This window comes from Duganella alba (assembly GCF_009674495.1).
Taxonomy (GTDB): Bacteria; Pseudomonadota; Gammaproteobacteria; order Burkholderiales; family Burkholderiaceae_D; genus Rugamonas; species Rugamonas alba.
This window is the reverse complement of the sequence record NZ_WKJN01000004.1, coordinates 18,487-40,807: the sequence shown is the minus strand read 5'-3', so window position 1 is coordinate 40,807 and position 22,321 is coordinate 18,487. Positions and strand designations below refer to the sequence as shown.

General features: G+C 64.5%; 16 protein-coding genes. 10 read left to right on the top strand and 6 right to left on the bottom strand.

Annotation, left to right across the window (positions count from 1 at the left end):
- Nucleotides 1-15 precede the first annotated feature (15 nt).
- On the bottom strand, nt 16-1,557 hold the full coding sequence (locus GJ695_RS04985) for a CehA/McbA family metallohydrolase (protein WP_166455174.1): 1,542 nt from the start codon (nt 1,555-1,557) through the stop codon (nt 16-18).
- Between the two features lie 174 nt (nt 1,558-1,731).
- Here GJ695_RS04985 and GJ695_RS04980 point away from each other — a divergent pair, with 174 nt between their 5' ends.
- Genes GJ695_RS04980 through recD form a run of 4 tightly spaced genes read left to right on the top strand, consistent with a single transcriptional unit; the run spans nt 1,732 to nt 13,899 of the window.
- Complete coding sequence (locus tag GJ695_RS04980) at nt 1,732-4,815, top strand: CHASE domain-containing hybrid sensor histidine kinase/response regulator family protein (protein WP_154362499.1); 3,084 nt, start codon at nt 1,732-1,734, stop codon at nt 4,813-4,815.
- A gap of 36 nt (nt 4,816-4,851) precedes the next feature.
- Nucleotides 4,852-8,271, top strand: a complete 3,420-nt coding sequence (gene recC / locus GJ695_RS04975; RefSeq protein WP_154362498.1) for an exodeoxyribonuclease V subunit gamma — start codon at nt 4,852-4,854, stop codon at nt 8,269-8,271.
- Nucleotides 8,268-11,975: an exodeoxyribonuclease V subunit beta gene (recB, locus tag GJ695_RS04970; RefSeq protein WP_154362497.1), complete on the top strand. Its 3,708-nt coding sequence runs from the start codon at nt 8,268-8,270 to the stop codon at nt 11,973-11,975. The genes recC and recB overlap by 4 nt, the downstream gene beginning before the upstream one ends.
- Nucleotides 11,965-13,899, top strand: coding sequence for an exodeoxyribonuclease V subunit alpha (recD, locus tag GJ695_RS04965; RefSeq protein ID WP_154362496.1), 1,935 nt, complete (start codon nt 11,965-11,967; stop codon nt 13,897-13,899). The genes recB and recD overlap by 11 nt, the downstream gene beginning before the upstream one ends.
- A gap of 99 nt (nt 13,900-13,998) precedes the next feature.
- Here the strand turns inward: recD and GJ695_RS04960 are convergent, their stop codons facing one another.
- From GJ695_RS04960 to GJ695_RS04950, 3 genes are all read right to left on the bottom strand, one after another.
- Nucleotides 13,999-14,871: a serine hydrolase gene (locus tag GJ695_RS04960; protein WP_154362495.1), complete on the bottom strand. Its 873-nt coding sequence runs from the start codon at nt 14,869-14,871 to the stop codon at nt 13,999-14,001.
- A gap of 253 nt (nt 14,872-15,124) precedes the next feature.
- Nucleotides 15,125-15,346 carry a TOBE domain-containing protein gene (locus tag GJ695_RS04955; protein ID WP_090178885.1) on the bottom strand — a complete coding sequence of 74 codons (222 nt, stop codon included), beginning with the start codon at nt 15,344-15,346 and terminating at the stop codon, nt 15,125-15,127.
- An 84-nt stretch (nt 15,347-15,430) separates the two neighbouring features.
- Nucleotides 15,431-16,444: a sulfate ABC transporter substrate-binding protein gene (locus tag GJ695_RS04950; RefSeq protein ID WP_154362494.1), complete on the bottom strand. Its 1,014-nt coding sequence runs from the start codon at nt 16,442-16,444 to the stop codon at nt 15,431-15,433.
- 280 nt (nt 16,445-16,724) lie between these two features.
- On the opposite strand from GJ695_RS04950, the gene GJ695_RS04945 reads away from it, so the two are divergent.
- Complete coding sequence (locus tag GJ695_RS04945; RefSeq protein WP_229260474.1) at nt 16,725-17,198, top strand: GNAT family N-acetyltransferase; 474 nt, start codon at nt 16,725-16,727, stop codon at nt 17,196-17,198.
- On the opposite strand, the gene GJ695_RS04940 is transcribed toward GJ695_RS04945, so the two are convergent.
- Entirely contained in the window at nt 17,195-18,001 is an 807-nt protein-coding gene (locus tag GJ695_RS04940) for a class II glutamine amidotransferase (protein WP_154362492.1), read from the bottom strand. The genes GJ695_RS04945 and GJ695_RS04940 overlap by 4 nt on opposite strands.
- Before the next feature lie 156 nt (nt 18,002-18,157).
- Here GJ695_RS04940 and GJ695_RS04935 point away from each other — a divergent pair, with 156 nt between their 5' ends.
- Nucleotides 18,158-18,979 (top strand): EAL domain-containing protein, encoded by an 822-nt coding sequence (locus GJ695_RS04935; protein WP_154362491.1) that lies wholly within the window; start codon nt 18,158-18,160, stop codon nt 18,977-18,979.
- Nucleotides 18,980-18,992: 13 nt separating this feature from the next.
- On the opposite strand, the gene GJ695_RS04930 is transcribed toward GJ695_RS04935, so the two are convergent.
- Nucleotides 18,993-19,340 (bottom strand): energy transducer TonB, encoded by a 348-nt coding sequence (locus GJ695_RS04930; protein ID WP_166455175.1) that lies wholly within the window; start codon nt 19,338-19,340, stop codon nt 18,993-18,995.
- A 355-nt stretch (nt 19,341-19,695) separates the two neighbouring features.
- Between GJ695_RS04930 and GJ695_RS04925 the strand changes: the two genes are divergently transcribed.
- From GJ695_RS04925 to GJ695_RS04910, 4 genes are read left to right on the top strand one after another with little or no spacing between them, the layout of a single operon-like run.
- The gene (locus GJ695_RS04925) at nt 19,696-20,352 is read left to right on the top strand and encodes a YcbK family protein (protein ID WP_371866488.1); all 657 of its coding nucleotides are present in this window, start codon (nt 19,696-19,698) and stop codon (nt 20,350-20,352) included.
- A gap of 45 nt (nt 20,353-20,397) precedes the next feature.
- Entirely contained in the window at nt 20,398-20,808 is a 411-nt protein-coding gene (locus tag GJ695_RS04920; protein WP_154362489.1) for a hypothetical protein, read from the top strand.
- A 23-nt stretch (nt 20,809-20,831) separates the two neighbouring features.
- Nucleotides 20,832-21,608 (top strand): transporter substrate-binding domain-containing protein, encoded by a 777-nt coding sequence (locus GJ695_RS04915; protein ID WP_154362488.1) that lies wholly within the window; start codon nt 20,832-20,834, stop codon nt 21,606-21,608.
- 3 nt (nt 21,609-21,611) lie between these two features.
- Nucleotides 21,612-22,274 carry an amino acid ABC transporter permease gene (locus GJ695_RS04910; RefSeq protein WP_154362487.1) on the top strand — a complete coding sequence of 221 codons (663 nt, stop codon included), beginning with the start codon at nt 21,612-21,614 and terminating at the stop codon, nt 22,272-22,274.
- Nucleotides 22,275-22,321: the final 47 nt, after the last annotated feature.

Here is a 22,321-nt window from a genome sequence, read left to right as displayed (position 1 = left end):
ACGATTGACCTTGGTTCATGGTGACGATTGTGTCACCCAAATCGGCGCGCTCCACAGCATTTTGCCGTCGTCTTGCGTGACCCTGGCGTAATAAAAATGTTCGCCCGGTAAAGGTGTCAGCGTGCGCTTCAGCTTGCTTCCCAGAGCGGCGACCTTGCCATTTCGGCCGGGAACACCCTGGAAGATGCTGACGGCGGCGATGCTGCGGCCGCTGTCGCTGCTGTATCTGGCTTGCAGCGTCAGCTTGCCGCGATTCTGGATGCGCTCGCCCATCATGTGGCCGTTGGCGGTGAAGATCAACTGCGCATGCTTGTCCATCGTGGCGTAGACGCGACGGGCTTGCAGCGCCTCCAGCAGCGAGGCCGGCGTCAGCGGCGTGTTGCGTGGCAACAGTACGGCCGTTCGGTTCGAATACGCCGCGCCCCAGTTGGCGCAATGGTTGTCCTGGTTGCTGCTGAACGCCAGGTGGTAGCCCGCTTCCAGCAGGCTGTTGCAGGCGGCTTCGAAGTTGCTGTGGCGCGTTTCGCTTTCGTCGGACTTGCTGGAAAAGGCGCTGCTGTTCATCACTTCGCACAGCAGCATGCTGACGTCGCCGTCGCCGGTCCATGCCAGCGGCTTGCCGTTGATGGCGAACTGGTCGTGTTGCGGATGGTTGAACTGGCCGAACCAGCCGCGCCCGCGCATCAGCGTGTAGAGGGCGTTGTAGTCGTTCTTCGGCGTGTCCTGGTCGGCCAGCAGGTCGCCCTGAGCGTTGCGCTCCCACCCGAGCAGAGCGTCGGCGTTGAGCAGGTTGAGGTGGCCGCCGTGGTTGATGACGCCCCATTCCTGGCCGTACAGCGCCAAAAACTTGCTGTGCCCGTCGCGCCAGCTGGCGGCTTGGCGCAGGCCGTCCTGGAACAAGGCGCGGGCGGCATCGGCGTCGGCCTGCTGATTGGTGCCGTCGGAGCCGTCGTACATGTGGTTGTGTTCGGATGTCATCAGGAAATCAAGGCCGTGCTGCTGGGCGTAGGCATAGGCGTCGCTGGGGCCGAAGGCGCCCGACTGCGGTTCCTGTGCGCCGGTGCAATGGTCCAAAGCGCCGCCGCCGTCGCTATGGTTGGTCTGGCTGTGCAGATTGCCCAGGTAGATGTCGTATGGGGGCGTGGCGCCGGCCGCGATGGCTGGCGGCGCTGCGGCCTGGTCCACCGCCACCGGCCAGCTCTGCTCGATCTCGCCGCCGCCCTCCAGGCTGGCGCGCAAGCGCAGGCGGTAGACGCCGGCGGGTACGTTGGCTCGCCAGCGCAGCGTGACCGCCGCCTTGCCGCCGGCGAGGGTCTGTTTGCCGCGCCAGGTACGGACCACGGTGTCGTCGTGCCGCGGCAGCAGTTCGAGCTGCCAGCGCAATTTTTGTGGTCCGGCAGCGGGTGCGGAGAACTGCATGGTCGCCGTTCGTATGCCCTTGCTGTCGGCGTGGAATGGTGTTTGCAACTCAGCATCGAAACCGTGCTCTTCTTCGGCCGCATGCAGCGTCCGCATCAGCGCAACGAGCACCATCGACAACATGAAATTTTTTCGCATGATCGCCTCCAGGAGACAGCCTCATCTCTTAGAGCACGCCTTGTGGCATAAGGTTCCCTTCATTTTCGATAGCGACCTCGGCTCAATTCTCACCAATTCTTTCTCTGGTTCCTGCGCGGCATTGATAGTATGCTGCTGTGATGCAAATAATTTCCGCTTTTAAAGTGATAGTGCATGCTGAAATCCGCTGAAAGAAGGTCGGCAAATCGCCGCGCGCGCCTGGTGTTCTGGGGCGTCGGGTTTGCGTTGGCCACCTGCATGGGCGCCGTGCTGTACGGCGCCGCCTCGCGCACCGTCGACGAGGACGCCTCGCAACTGTTCGAAAACCTGGCGCGCAGCACGCAGTACGGCATTTCCGCCCGCATCAAATCCTATGCGGACCTGACCCGCGCGCTGGCCGCGCTGTTCCAGACGTCAGACAACATCAGCCGCGCCCAATTCCACCAGTACGTGACCAGCCTCGACACGCCGCGCCATTTTCCCGCGATCGAAGCATTGACCTGGGCGCCGATGGTTACCGACGCGCAGCGCGACCAGTTCGTGGCCGGCGTGCGCGCCGAAGGCTATCCGCAGTTCGACATCACGCCGCCGGGCCGGCGCCCGTCCTACGCCGTGCTGACCTATCTGGAGCCGGACCTGATCCTGCAGCAGCGGATGGGCGTCGACATTGCCGCAACCGCGCCCGTGGCGGCCATGCTGGATGCGACGCGCGACAGCGGCAAGGTGGGCGCCGCCGGCCAGCCGATTCTGTTCCGGCTGCCGACGCCGCACTATGGTCTGGGCGTGCGGCTGCCGGTGTACCGCCGCGGCCTGCCGCTCGACACCGTGGCCGAACGCCGCGCGGCCTATCTGGGAACGGTGGGCGCCGGCTTCAGCGTGGCGCGGCTGGTGCAGGGCGCCGTCGACGAGATGACCGTGAGCCAGGTGCACCTGACCTTGTACGCCGACGGCAGCGCCAGCGCCGACCAGCGCCGCCTGGTGATCGAGAAAACCGACCGCCTGCTGTATTCCGACACCGGCGCGACGACACCGCCGCCGGCGCCGCCGGGCCTGGGCGTCGAATATCTGGAGACCACGCTGCCGATCGATTTCAACGGCAGCTTGTGGAAGGCGCAGTTCCGCGTGCGCAAGGACGCGCTGTTGTCCGGCTTCGACCTGTATTTCCCGCCGGTGGCGGCGCTGATCGGCTTTGCCGGCATGCTGCTGTTGTACAGCTATGTGTTCGTGCTGTACGCGTCGCGCCGCCGCGCCATCAAGCAGGGCGTGCTGCTCGATACGGTGCTGAACAACATCGACGCCCACGTCTACATGAAGGACCACAACCGCCGCTATATCTACGTCAACGCGCGCAAGGCCGAGTGCATGGGCATGCCGGTGCAGGCGATCATCGGCAAGCGCGATTGCGAGCTGATGCCGGCGGACGAGGCGGACGCCGAATGGGCGCTGGAGCAGCCTGTCCTCGCCAGCAATGTCAAGCGTTCGGGCGAGGCGCGGTTTATCGGCCGCGACGGCGTGCTGCAGCATCTGTGGACGGTGAAGATGCCGGTGGAGCTGGGCCGCTCCTACTGGGCGGTGATCGGCCTGTCGACCGATGTCACGGCGCTGCACCAGCTCAAGGACGAAGCGGATGCGGCCAACCAGGCCAAGAGCGATTTCCTGTCCAATATGAGCCACGAGATCCGCACGCCGATGAACTCCATCATCGGCATGGCGCACCTGGCGCTGAAGTCGGTGACGCATCCCAAGCAGCGCGACTACCTGCAAAAGATTTACCACTCCGGCCAGCACCTGCTGGGCATCATCAACGACATCCTGGATTTCTCCAAGATCGAAGCCGGCAAGATGGACCTGGAGGTGCTGGACTTCACGCTCGACTCGCTGCTGGCCAACATCTCCAGCCAGCTCGGCGAGAATGCCCATGAGCGCGGGCTGGAGCTGGTGTATGAAATCGGCCCCGGCCTGTCGTACCAGCTGCGCGGCGATCCGCTGCGGCTGGAGCAGGTGCTGCTGAACTTCACCAGCAACGCCATCAAGTTCTCCGAGAACGGCAAGGTGATCGTCCGCGCCTGGCCGCTGGAGGAGCGCGACAGCCACATCATGGTGCGCTTCGAGGTGATCGACCACGGCATCGGCATGTCGGCGCAGCAGGTGGCGCAGCTGTTCCAGTCCTTCCACCAGGCCGACACCTCGACCACGCGACGCTACGGCGGCACCGGCCTGGGGCTGGTGATCAGCAAGCAGCTGGCGGAACTGATGGGCGGCGGCGTCGGCGTCGACAGCACGCCGGGGCGGGGCAGCACCTTCTGGTTCACGGCGCGGCTGGCCAAGGGCGTGCACTTCCTGGCGCCGAGCAGCGAAACAGTGGAACCGGATGTGCTGGACAGCATCCGCGGCGCCTCGGTGCTGCTGGTCGAGGACAATATCTTCAGCCAGCAGGTGGGGCAGGAGCTGCTGGAGGATGTCGGCGCCACGGTCTGCGTGGCGAACAACGGCAAGGAGGCGATCGACCTGCTGCTCAAGGAGCGCTTCGACTGCGTGCTGATGGACGTGCAGATGCCGGTGATGGACGGCTATGAGGCCACGCGCCTGATCCGCGCGCATCCCAAGCTGTCGGCGACGCTGATCATCGCCATGACCGCCAATGCCGGCCGCGACGACCAGCAGCGCTGCCTGGACGCCGGCATGGACGAATTCCTCACCAAGCCGATCGCGCCCAAGCTGCTGTTCAACATGCTGGCCAAGTGGATGGGCCAGCGGGCGCGGACGGCCAGCGCCGTGCGCCCGCCGGCGCCACCGCCGCCGTCGTATTTCTCGGTGCCGGAGGGCTTGACCCCGCTGTCGCCGCCGGTGTTCGTGCCGCGCCAGATGGCGCCGTCCGCGCCGCCGGTCCCGGCTCCGGACGTGTCGGCCGAGCTGTTCGACCTGGAAGCGCTGGCGCAAACCTTCGGCGGCAAGCCGGACAAGATGCGCAAATACGCGCTGCTGTTCCTGAGTTCCGCGCGCGATGGATTGCAGGAGCTCGACGAGGCGCTGGAAATGGAAGACCTGGCGCACCTGGCGGAGCTGGGCCACCGCATCAAATCGTCGGCCCGTGCGGTCGGCGCCATGCAGTTCGGGAACCTGTGCTACGCGCTGGAACAGGTGCGCAACGACACCGGCATGGCCAATGCCCGGCGCCTGGTGCAGGAGCTGCACGCCATGCTGGCGGTGCTGGATCACCATATCGAGCAGGAACTGCTGGCATACGATCCGGGCTAGAGCGATAATAGAGCCTCGCTAACATTGAAGAGCTCTATGACTTCTGGCATCACCCCCGGTCTGCTGATCTTGCACGGCAATCAGATGGAACAGTTGCGCGCCGCCGTCTTCCAATGGCTGCGCAACCACCCGCTCGGGGCGCTGGAATCGGAAATCTTTCTGGTGCAGTCCAATGGCGTGGCCGAATGGCTGAAAATCGCGCTGGCCGAGGAAATCGGCATCTGCGCCGCCTCGCGCGTGGCGCTGCCGGCGCGCTTCCTGTGGGACGCCTATCGCGGCATGCTGGGACGCGACAGCGTGCCGCCCATCTCCGCCTTCGACAAGGGGCCGCTGACCTGGCGTCTGATGCGCCTGTTGCCGACCCTGCTGGCCGATCCGGTCTTCGCCCCGCTGCGACACTTCCTGTCGGACGGCGAAGCGGAGCGCCGCCTGCAACTGGCCGAGCGCCTGGCCGACTTGTTCGACCAATACCAGGTCTACCGCGCCGACTGGCTGGACGACTGGGCCGCCGGCCGCGACCAGTTGCGCAACGCGCGCGGCGACGTCACGCCGCTGCCGGAAGACCAGCGCTGGCAAGGCCAGTTGTGGCGCGCCGTCATCGCCGACGTCGAGCCGCATGAGCGTGGCCTGGGCCGCGCCACCGTGCACACCGAATTCGTGCGCGCCAGCGCCGCCGGCGAAACGCCGCTGGGCCGTTTGCCGCGCCGGGTGGTGATCTTCGGCGTGTCGGCGCTGCCGTTCCAGACCTTGCAGGCGCTGGCCTCGCTGGCGCGCCACACGCAGGTGCTGCTGGCGGTGCCCAATCCCTGCCAGTACTACTGGGGCGACATCATCGAAGGCCGCGACCTGCTGCGCAGCGCGCACCGTCGTCAGCAGCTGCGCAACGGCCAGGATCTGGGCCAGATCCCGCTGGAAGAGCTGCACGCGCACAGCCACCCGCTGCTGGCCAGCTGGGGGCGGCAGGGCCGCGACTTTGTCCGCATGCTGGATGAATTCGACGAAGCGGCGCAGGCCAGCGTCGCCGCCAACGAAGACGATGTCGCGCCGCTGCGCGTGGACCTGTTCAGCGACGGCGACGGCGACACGCTGCTGACGCAGGTGCAGGCCGCCGTGCGCGAGCTGCTGCCGCTGGCCGAGCATCCCGGCGTGGCGCCGGAGGACGGCGACCGCTCGATCGAATTCCACGTCACCCACAGCGTGCAACGCGAAGTGGAAGTGCTGCACGACCAGTTGCTGCAGATGTTCGCCGACGCGGAGCACGGCGGCCGTCCGCTGCGTCCGCGCGACGTGGTGGTGATGGTGCCGGACATCGACACCTTCTCGGCCGCCATCCACGCCGTGTTCGCTCAGCACCGCCGCAGCGATGCGCGCTACATCCCGTTCGAGATCGGCGACGTCAACGACCGCAGCGTCAATCCGCTGCTGGTGGCGCTGGAATGGCTGCTGCGATTGCCGCAGCAGCGCTGCCGCCAGAGCGAAGTGCGCGACCTGCTGGACGTGCCGGCGCTGGCCGCCCGTTTCGGCCTGCACGACGATGATCTGCCGACGCTGGGGCGCTGGATCGAAGGCTCGGGCGTGCGCTGGGGCCTGGACCAGCAGCACCGCAGCGGCCTTGGCCTGGGCCCGGCCGGCGAGCAGAATGCCTGGATCTTTGGCGTGCGCCGCATGCTGCTGGGTTACGCCAGCGGCGCCGGCGACAGCTTCGCCGGCATCGAGCCTTACGGCGAAGTGGGTGGCCTGGATGCCGCGCTGGCCGGCTCGCTGGCGCAGCTGGTGGAAGCGCTGCTGCACTGGCGCGCCGTGCTGGCCGAATCGCGTTCCCCTGCCGAGTGGGGCGTGCAGGCGCGCGCGCTGCTGGCCACCTTCTTCAGGGCCGGCGAAGAGAATGACCGCCTGACGCTGGCGCAACTGGACGACGCCCTGAAAAAGTGGCTGGACACCTGCGAAGGCGCGGCCTACGAAGAAGCCGTGCCGCTGGCCGTGCTGCGCGAAGCCTGGCTCGGACTGATGGACGAGCCGACGCTGAACCACCAGTTCGTCTCCGGCGGCGTGACCTTCTGCACGCTGATGCCGATGCGCGCCGTGCCGTTTCGCGTGGTCTGCCTGCTCGGCATGAACGACGGCGACTTCCCGCGCCGCGCACCGAAGGCCGACTTCGACCTGCTGGCGCAGCCGGGCATGGTCCGTCCCGGCGACCGCTCGCGCCGCGACGACGACCGCTACCTGATGCTGGAAGCCGTGCTGGCCGCGCGCGACAAGCTGTATGTCAGCTGGGTCGGGCGCAATGTGCGCGACAACAGCGAGCAGCCGCCGTCGGTGCTGGTGTCGCAGCTGCGCGATTATCTGGTCAGCGGCTGGCAGCTGGACCTGAAACAGCGCACCACCGAACACGCCTTGCAACCGTTCAGCCGCCGCTATTTTGAAGATGGCGGCCTGCTGACCTATGCACGGGAATGGCGCGAAGCCCACGGCGAGGAAGCGCGGAGCGGCGACACCATCGAACTGCCGCCATTCGACATTGACGACAAGTTCCGCCTGAAACTGGGCAGCCTGCACAACTTCCTGCGCCAGCCGGTGCGTTTCTTCTTCCGCCAGCGGCTGGGCGTGATGTTCGGCGAGGCCGCTCTGGTGGGCGAGGATGAGGAACCGTTCTCGCTCAACGCGCTGGAACGCTATCTGCTGGAAGACACCATGCTCGACGACGCCGAAACGCCGGAAGAAATCGACCAGGTCTACGACAAACTGACCCAGCGCGCCGAGCGTCTGGCGCGCGAAGGCGTGCTGCCGATTGGCCTGATCGGCCAGCAGTACCAGCATCAACTGGTGGAAGCGCTGGTGCCGGTGCGCTGCGCGTGGCTGACGCTGCGCCAGCACTACGAACTGCCGGCGCCGAAAGTGGCGCTGAACCTGATGCTGGCCGGCGTGCCGCTGGACGACTGGATCGATCAACTGCGCAGCAACGGCAGCGAAACCGTGTGGCTGGCGCAGATGTCGTCGCGCGTGGCGGACAAGCAGGGCAAGCCGCGCGGCGACAAGCTGATCGCGATGTGGCTGCGCCAGCTGGCCATATCGGCCACCGGCATGCAGGTCACCGGCCACCTGGTGGCGCGCGACGCCATCGTCACCATGCGGCCGCTGGCGCCGGAACTGGCGGAGGAAGCCTTGCGCGAACTGGTGTGCCTGTGGCGCGACGGCATGAACCGTCCGCTGCCCACCGCCTGCAAGACGGCGCTGGCGCTGGTGCAGGAGGGCGATGCGCGCGCGGTCTATGACGGCGGTTTCGACATCGGCGGCGAAAGCGAAGACCTGTGCCTCAAGCGCATGTGGCCTGACTATGCGGCCCTCAGCGCCGAACCGGATTTCCATGACGTCTCGCGCGCCCTGTATGGGCCGCTGGCCGACTGGATGGACCAATCTATCACCGTAGCCCGCATCGAAGGCGAGGACGCAGCATGAGCACCATCGTCGCCAATCAACTCGCACCGCTGACCTTTCCGCTGCACGGCTCGCGCCTGATCGAGGCCAGCGCCGGCACCGGCAAGACCTGGACCATCGCCGCGCTGTACGTGCGGCTGGTGCTGGGCCACGGCGGCGTCCACGCCTACCGCCGTCCGCTGCTGCCGGCCGATATCCTGGTGATGACCTTCACCCGCGCCGCCACGCGCGAGCTGTCCAACCGCGTGCGCGAACGGCTGGTCGAAGCGGCGGCCTACTTCCGCGCCGACGAGCCGCGCCAGAAACGCGACGACTACCTGGACGAGATCCTGGACGCCTATCCGGATTACAGCCACAAGCAGCAGGCCGCGCACCGCCTGCAACTGGCCGCCGAAACGATGGACGAAGCGGCCATCTTCACCATCGACGCCTGGTGCCAGCGCATGTTGCGCGAGCACGCCTTCGACAGCGGCAGCCTGTTTGACGAAGAACTGGTCAGCGACGAGCAGGCGCTGTTCGAAGACGCCGCGCACGATTACTGGCGCCAGCAGGTGTATCCGCTGAACGCGGCATCGCTGGAAGCGCTGCTGTCGTGCTGGGGCGACGTCGGCGCATTGAAGAAATCCATCCGCGAACTGGTCAAGCGCGCCGACATCATCGGTGATGCGGGCGGCGAATCGCTGGGCGTCCTGATCGCCGATGTGCAGCGCGCGCAGCAGGCCCGGTTGGAGGCGCTGAAAGCCGGCTGGCACGAGCGCGCCACGCGCATGGAACAATTCATCGCCGGCCATCGCGCCGCCGATCCCAAGTGCTTCAACGGCAACAAGATGCGGCCCGATTCGCTGGTCAGCTGGTTCAACGGGCTGCGCGAGTGGGCGCAGAATCCGGCCCAGGTGCTGCCGGAGATTTCGGACACGGCCTGGAACCGCCTGACGCCGGAAGGGCTGGAAGACGCCTTCGCCAAGAACTTCAGCACCGTCATACCGGATGATTTCGACGAAACGCAGCCGCTGAAGCGCGCGCTGGCCGAGATCGAACCGCTGTCGCACGCGCTGTACCGCCACGCGGCAGCCACGGTCGCCAATCGCATGGCCGAGCTGAAAAAGCGCAGCCGCCAGTTCGGTTTCGCCGACATGCTGGACCGTCTGAACGCCGCGCTGCAAGGCGAAAACGGCGCCGCGCTGCGCAAGCGCATCACCGAGCAGTATCCGGTGGCGCTGGTGGACGAATTCCAGGATACGGCGCCGAACCAGTACCAGATCTTCAACGAGCTGTATCGCGTGGCCGACAACGATCCGGAAACGGGCCTGTTCCTGATCGGCGATCCGAAGCAGTCGATCTATGGTTTCCGTGGCGCCGACATCCACAGCTACCTGTCGGCTCGGCGCGCCACCGCCGGTCGCCACTACCAGCTGGGCACCAACTACCGCTCGACCAAGCCGGTGGTGGATGCGGTCAACCACCTGTTCCTGCACGCCGAAGGCCGCGCGGCCGGCGAGGGCTTCGCACGCGGCGCCTTCCGCTTCCGCGATCCTGCTTCGCGCGAGAATCCGCTGCCGTTCGAGGCGGTGGACGCCAAGGGGCGCAAGGAACACATGGTGGACGCAGCCGGTGAGGTACCGGCGCTGGTGATCGCGTGCAGCGCCACGCAGGAACTGAAAGCCGAAGGCTACCGCGAATTCTTCGCCAGCCACTGTGCCGAGGACATCGTCGCCAAATTGAATGACGAGCGTGCAGGCTTTGCCGGCGTCGATGACGGACCGCAGCGGCTGAAGCCCGCCGACATCGCGGTGCTGGTGCGCGACCGCAAGGAGGCGGCCGCCATCCGCCGCGCGCTGCAACGGCGTGGCGTGCCGAGCGTCTACCTGTCGGACAAGGACTCTGTCACTGATAGCGAGGAAGCGGCCGACGTGCTGCGCTGGTTGTCGGCGGTTGCCAATCCGCTGGACGGCGCCCTGGCGCGCGCCGCCTACGCCACCCGCACCGCCGGCCTGCCGCTGGCCGAGCTGGCGCGCCTGTCGTCGGACGAACTGGCGTGGGAAGAGCGCGTCGAACAACTGAAGGCGCTGCACATCATCTGGCAGCGGCAGGGCGTGCTGGCCATGCTGCGCCGCTTCATCCACGAACTGCAACTGCCGGCCGCCCTGCTGCAACAGGTGGGCGGCGAGCGGCGTCTGACCAATCTGCTGCACCTGGCCGAACTGCTGCAATCGGCCAGCCGCCAACTGGACGGCGAGCAGGCGCTGATACGCTGGCTCGCCGAGCAAATCGAAGGCGGCGAGGGCGGCGGCGACGAACGGGTGCTGCGTCTGGAAAGCGACGCGGAGCTGGTCAAGGTGGTCACGGTGCACAAGTCGAAAGGCCTGGAGTATCCGCTGGTGTACCTGCCGTTTGCCGTCACCGCGCGCAAGGTCGAACGCCGCAACCGCAGCTTCTTCGAATTCAGCGATGACGACGGCGTGCGCCGCATCGACATGGCGCTGAGCGATACGGCGATGGAGCTGGTGGAACGCGCGCGCCTGCAGGAAGACCTGCGGCTGATGTACGTGGCGCTGACGCGCGCGCGCCACTTCCTGTGGCTGGGCGTGACGGCGCTGTCGGCGCGCAAGGCCGGCGACAACACGCTGCACGAATCCGCGCTCGGCTACCTGCTGACCGGCGGCGCGCCGCTGCCATCGGACCTGATGATGGAGCGCTGGCAGCACGCGTGCCGGGACTGCGGCGACATCCGCCTCGACCTGCTGGCGATGGACGCCAAACAGATCACGCGCCTGAGTCGCGTCGAGCATCGCCCGGCCTTGCTGGAGCCGCAGCATTACAGCGGCCGGTTTGAGCGTGACTGGTCGGTGGGCAGCTTCAGCTCACTGGCAAGGCGCACCGGGCCAACCGGCACCATTAGCGCCGCCGGCCCGGTGCCGCGCGACGCCTTGCAGGAAAAGCTGCTGGAAGACGGCGACCAGCCGGCCATGGCCTTGCCGTCGCGCGTGGAAGACACGCCGTGGCACCGCTTCCCGCGCGGCTCGGTGCCCGGTAACTTCCTGCACGAACAATTGGAGTGGATGGGGCAGGAGGGCTTTGCCATCGTTGACCACGAGACGTTTGCATCGCGCCTGACACGCCGTGTGGAGCGCGCCGGCTGGGGGAATCGTCTGGACGATACGCTGGCATGGTTGCGCGAAATCGCCAGCACGTCGCTGCCGCATCTGAATGCGCCGTTAAGCGCCATCGTCGCGCCGCTGCCGGAGATGGAGTTCTGGTTCCCGAGCGACCGCCTGGCTACCGGCGCGCTGGACAAGCTGTGCGCCACGCATCTGCTGGGCGGCGCCACGCGGCCGGCGCTGCCGGAGCGCGAGCTGCACGGCATGCTGAAAGGCTTCTGCGACCTGGTGTTCGAGCACGAGGGCCGCTACTGGATACTGGACTACAAATCGAACGCGCTGGGCGGCGGCGACGCCAGCTACCACGAGCCGGCGCTGATCACGGCGATGGCCGAGCACCGCTACGATATCCAGGGCGCGATTTACATGCTGGCTTTGCACCGGCTGCTGCAAAGCCGTCTGGGCGACGCTTACGATCCAGCCGAGCAACTGGGCGGCGCGATCTTCATGTTCTTGCGCGGCATAGGCAATGCGCAGACGCGCGGCTGCTACTGGATCGCGCCCGACATGGAATTGCTGGACGGCCTGGACAGCCTGTTGAACACCGAGGCACACAATGAGTATTGAGTTTTTCCAGCAGGTCGATGCGCTGACCGAGGCTGGCCAGCTGCGCCGCCTGAGCGGCGCGTTTGCGCGCTTTATTGCGTCCGTGGGCGACAGCTCGCCGCAGTTGATGGCGGCCTGCGTGCTGTTGTCCGAACTGGAAGGGCGCGGCCACAGCTGCCTGATGCTCGACGAGCTGAATGCCGATCCGGCCGCGCTGCTGGGCTGGAGCGGCGAGGAATGGCGCGACCTGCGCGCATCGGTGGGCGACTGGCCGGCCGACACGGACGCCTGGTGCGATCTGCTGGCGCGCTGCGCGCAGGTATGGCCGGTGGGCGGCGATCAGCATCATCAGCCACTGGTGCTGGATGGCGAGCGGCTGTATCTGCGCCGCTACTGGCAGGACGAGACGCACGTGGCGCAGGCGGTGCGCAGCCGCGCGCTGGGCGGCGTGCTGGCGGCGGATGCGGATATGCAGACCGCCGGCATTCGCCGCTGGCTGGACAACCTGTTCCCGCACGCGCCGCGCGGCGGTGGCGTGGACTGGCAGAAGATCGCCTGCGCGGTCGCCATGCGCGGCAAGCTGGGGATCATCACCGGCGGTCCGGGCACCGGCAAGACTTATACGGTGGCGCGTTTGCTGGCCTTGTTGTTTGCGACGGCGGGCGAGGGACAGGCCGGCTTGCGCGTGGCGCTGGCTGCGCCGACCGGCAAGGCGGCAGCGCGGCTGAAGCAGTCGATCGATACGGCGCTGGACGAGCTGGCGGAGAAGGTCGGCGACGAGTTGCCGCTGCGCGAACTGGCGGCCCGCATGGGCGCGGCGCGCACGCTGCATAGTTTGCTGGGCGCGCGGCCGGATACGCGGGCGTTCCAGCATCATGCGGGCAATCAGCTGGACGTGGATGTGTTGATTGTCGATGAAGCGTCGATGATTCACCTGGAGATGATGTCGGCGCTGCTGGCGGCCTTGCCGGAGACGGCCACGCTGATCCTGCTCGGTGACAAGGACCAGTTGGCGTCGGTGGAGGCGGGCGCGGTGCTGGGGGATCTGTGCCACAACGCCGAGGCGGGCGAGTATCTGCCCGAGACCTTGTCCTACGTGCAGGCCGCGACCGGGCAGCGCATTCCCGGGAATTTTGAAGGCCACGGCGGACCGATCGCGCAGCAGACGGTGATGCTGCGCGAGAGCCGGCGTTTCGGCGGCCCGATTGGCGCGCTGGCGCTGGCGGTGAATGCGGGGGATGCCGCAGCGGCGGTCAATGTGCTGCGCGAGGGGCTGGATGGCAAGGTGACGTGGACTGATATGGCGCAGTCGGCGGATCTGCTGCAACTGGCTTTGAGCGGCTATCAGCCGTATTTGCAGTTGATCCGGCATGCGCCGGACGAGGCGGATCACCTTGCGTGGGTGAAATCGGTTTTAAAGAGCTTTGAAAGCTTCCGGATCCTGTGCGCGGTGCGCGAGGGCGAGTGGGGCGTGTCGGGATTGAACGAGTCGATCGAGCAGCGCTTGCAGAAGGCTGGGCTGCTCAAGCGTACCGGCGAATGGTATGTCGGACGGCCGGTGATGGTGACGCGCAATGATTATGCGACTGGCGTGTTCAATGGCGATATCGGCCTGACCTTGCCTGATCCGGCGCGTGCGGGAGCGTTGCGGGTGTACTTCTCGGAAGGGGAGACGGTGCGCAGCGTGCTGGCGACCAGGTTGCGGAATGTGGAGACGGCGTTTGCGATGACGGTGCACAAATCGCAGGGTTCGGAATTTGCGCACACGGCCATGGTGTTGCCCAAGGACGGCGGTGGCATGCTGGCGCGGGAGTTGATCTACACCGGCATCACGCGGGCGCGGGATTACTTCACCTTGCTTACCCCGAACGGCCAGGTGCTGCTGGATGCAATTGGCCAACGGACCCAGCGGGCTAGCGGCCTGCGCAGCCAACTGGAAAACTAGAATGCTACCCCGCACGCTTTTGCCACGACGCCAGCGTTACCACTTAGGGGTCTGACCCCGCACGGGGTCAGACCCCACCAGGCAGTGCGGGTTTAAAGATCACATCGCGCGACGCGTGCGCTTGCTGCGTTTGACAGCCTTCTTCTTGGTGGTCACGGAAGCCTTCATCACCTTCGGCTCATCCGCCCCAGCAATAAAGCGACGAATGTTCACCGCATCCATTTGCCGCGCCGAGTTCGCCTTCGCGTTCAACAGCACCAGCGTATTGTCCTTGCCGCCCGACTTGAAGCGCATGATCAGGCAACGGCCCGCCTCTTCGGTATAACCCGTCTTGGACAGGCCCACATCCCAACCCTTGGCGCCAACCAGGCGATTGGTGTTGTGGTACTCCACCTTGCGGCCCTTGATGTTGATGATGTCCTTGGTATCGGTGGTAATCCGGCGAATCTCCGGATACGCCGACGCCGCCGTCGCAATCTTCACCAGATCGGTCGCGGTCGACATATTGTGCGGCGACAAACCGGTCGGCTCCTCGATCACCGTCTGGGTCAAGCCCAGCGCCTTGATCTTGCTGCGCACGGCCATGCGGAACGCCGGCAGACCGCCCGGATAGGTACGGCCCAGCGACGCGGCGGCGCGGTTATCCGACGACATCAGCGCCAGCTGCAGCACGTCGCTGCGCGACAGCTCGGCGCCCACCGGCACGCGCGACGCGCTGTGCTTCAGCATGTCCACGTCGGCGCGGTCGATTTCGATTTTCTCGTTCATGTCCGGCTTGGCGTCCAGCACGACCATGGCGGTCATCAGCTTGGTCAGCGAAGCGATCGGGACCTGGGCGTTGGCGTTTTTTTCCAACAGGACTTTGCCAGTGCCGTCTTCAACGACCAGCACCGACTGCGAGCCGAGCGGTACGGCGGCGAACGCGGCCACGGTAAACGAACTCAGCAATACAGCAACAATTTTCTTGAGCATATAAGTATTCGGGAATAGGGAGTCTATCGGACGCGTCTGGGCGACGCGGCGCACGTAAAAAATCCTGCTATACGGCAATATTCTCTAAGGATAGACAATAACATTAAAGCTGCTTCTCGTCTATTGTATGTAAGTCCCGGATTCTTATATTTTTTTTGTACGTTAAGGCCGCCTTAAGCAAAAAAGCCCTGAGACGGGAGGACTCAGGGCTTTTTTCCGTTTACCGGCCGCGGCGGCGGCCGGGACGGTATGGTCAGTTGCCGATCTTGGCGATGGAGACCTCGGTTGATTTCACCAAGGCGATGACTTCGCTGCCGACTTTCAGGTCCAGGTCCTGGATGGAGCGCGAGGTGATCACCGAGGTGACGATGCCGTGCTGGGTTTCCACATCGACTTCCGAAACGACCGGGCCAAAGATGATTTCCTTGATCTTGCCCCGGAATTGATTGCGTACGTTAATTTCAGAAATGGCCATCGTGCTTCCTTTGTCTGGTTGATTTACTACGCTTCCAGATTACGGGGCCGGCGGCCATTTGCAAACGAATCTATCCGAATAATGTTATTTGTTATAGATCTTGTCGAACTCGCCGCCGTCGTCAAAGTGCTTCTTCTGCGCCGCTTTCCAGCCGCCGAACACGTCGTCGATGGTGAACAGGGTGACTTGGCGGAAGTTGGCGTTGTACTTCTTGAAGGCCTTTTCCGAGCGCGGACGCAGCGAGTGCCTGGCGATGATTTCCTGGCCTTCTTCGCTGTACAGGAAGTTGACGTAGCCGGTGGCCTGCTTGCGCAGGTTGCGCTTGTCGACCACCTTGTCGACCACGGCCACTGGCGACTCGGCCAGGATCGAGATCGACGGGTAGACCACGTCGAACTTGTCGCCGAATTCCGCGCGCACCAGGTTCACTTCGTTTTCGAAGGTCACCAGCACGTCGCCGATTTCACGCTGGGTGAAGGTGGTGGTGGCGCCGCGGCCGCCGGCGTCCAGCACCGGCACGTTATGGAAGATCTTGCCGACCAGGTCACGCGCCTGCGCCTCGTTGCCACCTTTCTTGATCACCGAGCCCCAGGCCGCCAGGTAGGTGTAGCGGCCGTTGCCCGAGGTTTTGGGATGCGGAATGATGACTTTCACGCCCGGCTTGGCCAGGTCGCCCCAGTCCTTGACCTGTTTCGGATTGCCTTTGCGCACCAGGAACACCATGGTCGAGTAGAACGGCGAGGCGTTGTTCGGGAATTTCTTGGCCCAGTCGGCCGACACCACGCCGCGCTCGACCAGGATGTCGATGTCGTTGGCCTGGTTCATGGTCACGATCGACGCTTCCATGCCGTCCGCCACCGAACGCGCCTGCTTGGACGAGCCGCCGTGCGACTGGTTGACGTCGACCGTCTCGCCGGTGGTTTTCTTCCATTGGGCGGTGAAGGCCGGGTTGATGTCCTTGAACAGTTCGCGGGTGACGTCGTAAGCGGCATTCAGCAGCACGGTGTCGGCAGCCTGCGCGGCAGGCAGACCAAACAGCGTGGCGGAGGCGGCCAGGAAGGAAGATAAAACGAAACGGCGCGTATTTTTAGTGGTCATAATGAGCTTTCGTAATAACAGACGTCCATGGTGTAAAATTTCGTCCCGAAAAGATACGAATTTTTCGTTATATGCTTAGATGTCAACGATAAAACGCATATGGATTGCTGAAAACATTCGTGTGCAAAACTGGAGCGACCCTCTAGTCTGGCAGCATCCGACGGCCTTACCCGGCTTAGTGTATAGTCGTTCCCAGTACTAAAAGTAATGTTTGTGAGCGTACATGACTCTTGAAATTCGTATTGCTGCTTCGACGGATGCGGAGGCAGCGTGCACTGTATTGCGCCGTTCGATCAAGGAATGCTGTGAACTGGATCACCAACACGATCCCACCATCCTTGACGCCTGGCTAGGCAATAAAACTCCGCAGATGGTGGCCAACTGGTTCAGTTCGCCGACCAATTTTTCGCTGGTCGCAGTCAGTGAAGGCACGGTTGTCGGCGTCGCATTGCTGACCGGCGCCGGCAAGCTGGCGCTGTGCTACCTGCTGCCGGAAGCACAAGGCAAGGGCGCCGGCAAGGCGCTGCTGAAACGCATGGAAGAGCAGGCATGCGAATGGGGTGTGAAAGCGTTGCAGCTGCACAGCACCGCGACCGGCCGGCAGTTCTTCGCCCAGCGCGGCTATACCGACGCCGGCAGGGTGCGCTCGCCGTATGGCGTCGAGACGGTGTTTTTCTGGAAGCAGCTGGATGAAGACGCCACCTGCCCGAATGCGCCCAAGCGCAAGCGTTTCTGCAACTGCAATACGGTTTAGTAAGCCACTTCCAGCAGCCACTCCTCACGCGCTTCCCGCGCGGCTCCCACTTCCACTCCGCCGGCGAACAGTTTCAGTTCGCCCGCCGCAAAACGCGTCCAGTGTTCGTTGGAGGTCAGCGGCTGCGTGGCGATTACGGCGATGCGGTCGTCCAGGTGGTTGTGGCGGCTGAAGTCGATGCTGAGATCGCAATCGATCAGGTGCGCCACCGAGAACGGGTATTCGCGCACCACCACATGCAGGTCGGTGCTGCAATGGGCGAACACCAGGTCGCCGTTGGACAGGATGAAATTGAACGTGCCGTAGCTGGCGATTTCGCCGGCCAATGCTTCCAGTGCGGCAAACAACTGGTGCCGCTCCGGCTGATGCTCGAAGCGCAGCGCCAGGCCGGACAGCAGGTGGCAGAAGGCGCGTTCGCTGTCGGTGTCGCCCCATGGCGCGTACACGCTGGGATTGGGATCGAACAGTTTTAAATCACCATTGTGGGCGAACGACCAGGTCTGGCCCCACAGCTCGCGGGTGAACGGGTGGCTGTTTTCCAGCGACACGCGGCCCTGCGTGGCCTTGCGGATGTGCGCCACCACGCTGCGCGCCTTGATCGGGCTTTGCTTGAACTGTGCGGCCAGCGGCGAGTGGATCGACGGCAGGTAATCGGTGTACAGACGGCAGCCGGTGGGCGTGTGCAGGGCGATGCCCCAGCCGTCCTTGTGTTCGCCGGTGCGGCCGCCACGCTCGGAAAAGCCGGCAAAGGAAAAATCCACCGCAGCCGGTTTATGGCTGCTCATCGCGAGTAGTTGGCACATGGGATAACGGCATAGTTAAACGATGACCTCACGATAACGGCCGCGCTGCCGGGGCGGAACGAATGTTTTGGCATATCCATAGGCGAAAGCATTCGTTCTGCTTTCCCGGGCACGGGCATACGCTGTCGACATTCTCAGTACCCGTAGAGGAGTTCCATGTCTTTCCCCATCCTGCAAAAGTATCTGGCGCGTCTATCCGACGCCACCGGCGCTGCTTCCAGCATCTGGCTCGATCACGAGGGCAAGGCCCAAGGGCGGTTTTTCAATTGCACCATGAGCAGCGCGTTCCAGCCGATCCGTCAGCTGGATAGCCAGGCGGTGCAGGCCTACGAAGGGCTGGCGCGCAGCGTGTCGGCGCAGGACCTGGGCCTGTCGCTGTGGAAGCTGCTCGATCACGCGGCCAGCGACGACGAGTCGATCGAGCTGGACCGGCTGTGCCGCATGCTGCATGCGATTAATTTCTTCCGCCAGGCCGGCGATTTGGCGGCGGACCTGTACCTGAACGTGCACGACCGCCTGTTGAGCGCGGTCAGCAGCAACCACGGCCATGCTTTCCGCCGTATTCTCGATGCGCTGGAGCTGCCGTTGGAGCGCGTGGTGCTGCAATTGCCGGCGGCGACACCGCAGCAGGGCTGGCTGTTGAATTATGTATCGGACAATTACCGGCGCAACGGTTTCCGCTTTGCGGTCAATGTGAACAATGCGCGGGATGGCCTGGCGGTGCTGGATCGGCTGCGGCCGGATGTGTTCAAGCTGGACGCGCGCGAATTGCAGGATCAGAAGGGACTAACGGAGTTGTTGCAACGCAGTGCCGCCGCCAGGGTGGCAGTGGTGTTCAAACGGGTGGAAACGGAGCAGCACCTGACGGCCTTGCGCGAACTTGGCGCGGCCGCAGGTGTGTCGTTACTCGTGCAGGGCTACTTGCTGGATGAACCGCGCTCGGTGTTGCTGGGGGAACCGGCGCGGCGCGCTGCATGAACAGCATACTGGATTAGTTCAGAACCCAGTTGTATTGCACTTGTGCCCAGACTGGCTCGGCGCCGCTGGTGGCCGGCTTGAACTTGCAAGCGGTGCTGGCGTGCAGCGAAGCGCGGTCCAGGGCGACGTGGCCACTCGACGAGATCACTTTGGTGTCCTTGACATTGCCTTGGGCGTCGACCAGCACGGCCAGTTTGACATTGCCTTGCAGTTCGTCGTCCTGCCACGAGTTGCGGTAGGCCGGGACGTCGCATTCGGCGTTGGCCAGGCGGGTTGGGGCGGCGGAAGTGGCGGCGCTGGCTTGGTTCGACAGGGTCGACAGGGAAATCAGGGCGAGGGCGGCGATAGAACGGATGATCATGGTGGGGCTCCAGGTAATTAGTTCGATGGAAAAACACATCTGGTACGGCTGAACTATACTGCGATGCACCATATATGAATACTTTATTGTTGGAATGCCTGCCATTAGTAAGCTGTATAACTATGTGGTAAAATTTCTTCCTGATACGCAATATTTATATCACTCATGCAGCTGAATCATTTCTTAAGCGTAAGTTAGGGGCATTTGTGTTTCCCTCTGCATAGGCTATAGTAACAATATTGCTTTTCACGGATAGACTATGGCATCGCGCAGAGCTTTCTTACAGCAGGGGTTCGGGCTGACCGCTGCGAGTTTTTTGTCTGTGCCGTTGATCGGCTGTGCTACCAGCACACCGGTGCGGCATAGCAGCACGACCTCCTCATCGACCACCACGGCGTCCGCCAAGCCGGTCGTCAAACCTGCCGCGCAGATGCCGCGCGCCGCCGATCAGCCGGCGCCGTCCGGCATGGGCATGAGCGGCGTGGAACCGCCTCCCGATATCTTCGACGCCCAGGCGCTGGACCTGGAATTCTGGCTGCGTCCGCGCACCATTGAAGTGATCCGTCCTGCCAGCAAGGAGCGCGCCAAGCTGCTTTACTGGAAAGACGGCGAGATCATCGAATCGGCCTACCAGGACTTGTGCCACCTGCTGCGCGACGTCAACGGCGGCAACGAGACCCGCACCATCGATCCCAAGCTGTTTGAAACGTTGTGGGGCACGCAGGCCTTCGTGCAGCGCTACGGCATCGATTCGCCGCTGGAAATCCTGTCCGGCTACCGCACGCCGGCCTCCAACGCCAAGCTGCGCGAAGCGGGCGTGCCAGCCGCGCGGCAGTCGCTGCACATGGTGGGCCGCGCCGCCGATATCCGTCTGGCCAACCTGAACGCCGAGGTGCTGGGCGGGCTGGTGAAGAGCTTCCGCCAGGGCGGCGTCGGCTTTTATTACCGCGCCGGTCCGCGCGGCGGCTGGATCCACGCCGACACCGGCCTGCAACGCACCTGGAAGGGTTGACCCCGGATCGGCTACACTGGCGGTTTGGCAGTCAACAGGATTACTATGCAGGACAATATCGAGCCGCCACGCTTCCGCCCGGTGCCGTGGAGCGGGCTGGAAACGCCCGCCGACGTCGAGCTGTGGATCGAAGAGCACAACCAGGCCCTGCAACAGCACATCGGCAAGAACGAGACAGGCTACGGCGTCTGCTTCACGCTGTCCGAGGGCGGCGAGATCTATATGCAGACCACGCAGGACGGCCACATCGTGCTCGACCTGACGGAAGAGGCTGAATGGATCGCGCCGCTGATCATGGCCGCCGCGCGCGTGCAGGAAGCGCCGCCGGGCCGCATGTGGGTGCTGCCGGATGATAAGCTGGTGCAGTTGATGATAGGCCTGAGCGGTTTGATCGCCAGTTCCATCCTGGTCGTGGGCCATAATTTTGGCCTGCGTCGTCGTATGGGCGCCTGGTAGGCGCCCGCCATTAAAGGAATTCCATGCTCAAACGTGAATTTATGCTGGCGCTGGCGGTGCTCAGCCTCGCACTCCCGGCCTCGGCCGCCGACCTGCTGGCCACCGTCAAGGCGCGCGGCACGCTCAAGGTGGCGCTCGAAGGTACCTACCCGCCGTTCAACTATAAAGAGAAGAACGGCGAGCTGGCCGGCTACGATGTCGATGTCGCCAAGCTGCTGGGCAGCAAGCTGGGCCTGAAGGTGGAATTCGTCAGCAGCGAATGGGCCAGCATCCTGGCCGGGCTGGCCTCGAACAAATACGATGTGATCGTCTCGCAGGTCGGCATCAATGCCAAGCGCGAGCAGGCGTTCGACTTCTCCACGCCGTACATCTATTCAATGCCGCAGCTGATCGTGCGCAACAACGAAACCGCCGCCTACAAATCGCTGGCCGACCTCAAGGGCAAGAAGCTCGGCGTCGGACAGGGCAGCGTCTACGAGCAGCAGGCCAAGGCGGTGCCGGGCATCGAGATCCGCAGCTATGCGGCGGCGCCGGAGACCATGTCGGACCTGGCCTCGGGCCGGATCGACGCGGCGCTCAACGACAGCCTGATGTCGGCCTACCTGCTGAAGATCTCCAAGCTGCCGATCAAGGCCGGCGCCCAGGTCGGCGCGGTCGAGCGCATGGGCATTCCGTTCAAGAAGGGCAATCCCGAATTCAAGCAGGCGCTGAACAAGGCGCTGGCCGACGCGGCCGCCGATGGCAGCCTGAAAGCCATTTCGCTGAAATGGTTCGGCACCGACGTCAGCAAGGCGCCGTAAGCGATGGAGTTGCTGGACCTGCTGCGCGAAGCCGCGCCCATCATGCTGCGCGGCGCCGGCTACACGGTGCTGTTCGCGCTGGCCGCGATGGTCGGCGGCCTGCTGATCGGCTTCCCGGTGGCGGTGCTGCGCATGCTGCCGTACCGGCTGCTGGCGTGGCCGGCCAATGTGTATGTCAGCCTGATGCGCGGCACGCCGCTGCTGGTGCAGATGTTTGTCATCTACTACGGCCTGCCCAGCATCGGCATCGAGTTCACGCCGGTGACGGCGGGCATCCTGGCGCTGAGCCTGAACTCGGGCGCCTTCCTGTCCGAAAGCCTGCGCGGCGCCATCGCCTCGATCAGCCTGGGCCAGTGGAACGCCAGCTACAGCCTGGGCCTCGGCTACTGGACCACGCTGTACTACGTGGTGCTGCCGCAGGCGCTGCGGGTGGCGGTGCCGGCCATGAGCAATACGCTGATCAGCCTGATCAAGGATACCTCGCTGGTGTCGGTCATCACGCTGACCGAGCTGATGCTGTCGACCAAGGAAGTGATCGCCACCACCTTCCAGCCGCTGCCGCTGTACCTGGCGGCCGCCGCCATCTATTGGCTGCTCAGTCTGCTGTTCGAGGCGCTGCAACGGCGCGCGGAACAACGGTTGAACCGCGCGCACCGCTCCCGGTAGGCGGTTCGCTCGACATCCCCGCGACGAGATGTTAGTCTAAAGACATC

What these genes read in the sequence shown, in the direction of transcription:
- GJ695_RS04985 (WP_166455174.1), bottom strand. Translation starts at nt 1,557, where the DNA reads ATGCGAAAAAATTTCATGTTGTCGATGGTGCTCGTTGCGCTGATGCGG.
- GJ695_RS04980 (WP_154362499.1), top strand. Translation starts at nt 1,732, where the DNA reads ATGCTGAAATCCGCTGAAAGAAGGTCGGCAAATCGCCGCGCGCGCCTG.
- recC (WP_154362498.1), top strand. Translation starts at nt 4,852, where the DNA reads ATGACTTCTGGCATCACCCCCGGTCTGCTGATCTTGCACGGCAATCAG.
- recB (WP_154362497.1), top strand. Translation starts at nt 8,268, where the DNA reads ATGAGCACCATCGTCGCCAATCAACTCGCACCGCTGACCTTTCCGCTG.
- recD (WP_154362496.1), top strand. Translation starts at nt 11,965, where the DNA reads ATGAGTATTGAGTTTTTCCAGCAGGTCGATGCGCTGACCGAGGCTGGC.
- GJ695_RS04960 (WP_154362495.1), bottom strand. Translation starts at nt 14,871, where the DNA reads ATGCTCAAGAAAATTGTTGCTGTATTGCTGAGTTCGTTTACCGTGGCC.
- GJ695_RS04955 (WP_090178885.1), bottom strand. Translation starts at nt 15,346, where the DNA reads ATGGCCATTTCTGAAATTAACGTACGCAATCAATTCCGGGGCAAGATC.
- GJ695_RS04950 (WP_154362494.1), bottom strand. Translation starts at nt 16,444, where the DNA reads ATGACCACTAAAAATACGCGCCGTTTCGTTTTATCTTCCTTCCTGGCC.
- GJ695_RS04940 (WP_154362492.1), bottom strand. Translation starts at nt 18,001, where the DNA reads ATGTGCCAACTACTCGCGATGAGCAGCCATAAACCGGCTGCGGTGGAT.
- GJ695_RS04935 (WP_154362491.1), top strand. Translation starts at nt 18,158, where the DNA reads ATGTCTTTCCCCATCCTGCAAAAGTATCTGGCGCGTCTATCCGACGCC.
- GJ695_RS04930 (WP_166455175.1), bottom strand. Translation starts at nt 19,340, where the DNA reads ATGATCATCCGTTCTATCGCCGCCCTCGCCCTGATTTCCCTGTCGACC.
- GJ695_RS04920 (WP_154362489.1), top strand. Translation starts at nt 20,398, where the DNA reads ATGCAGGACAATATCGAGCCGCCACGCTTCCGCCCGGTGCCGTGGAGC.
- GJ695_RS04915 (WP_154362488.1), top strand. Translation starts at nt 20,832, where the DNA reads ATGCTCAAACGTGAATTTATGCTGGCGCTGGCGGTGCTCAGCCTCGCA.
- GJ695_RS04910 (WP_154362487.1), top strand. Translation starts at nt 21,612, where the DNA reads ATGGAGTTGCTGGACCTGCTGCGCGAAGCCGCGCCCATCATGCTGCGC.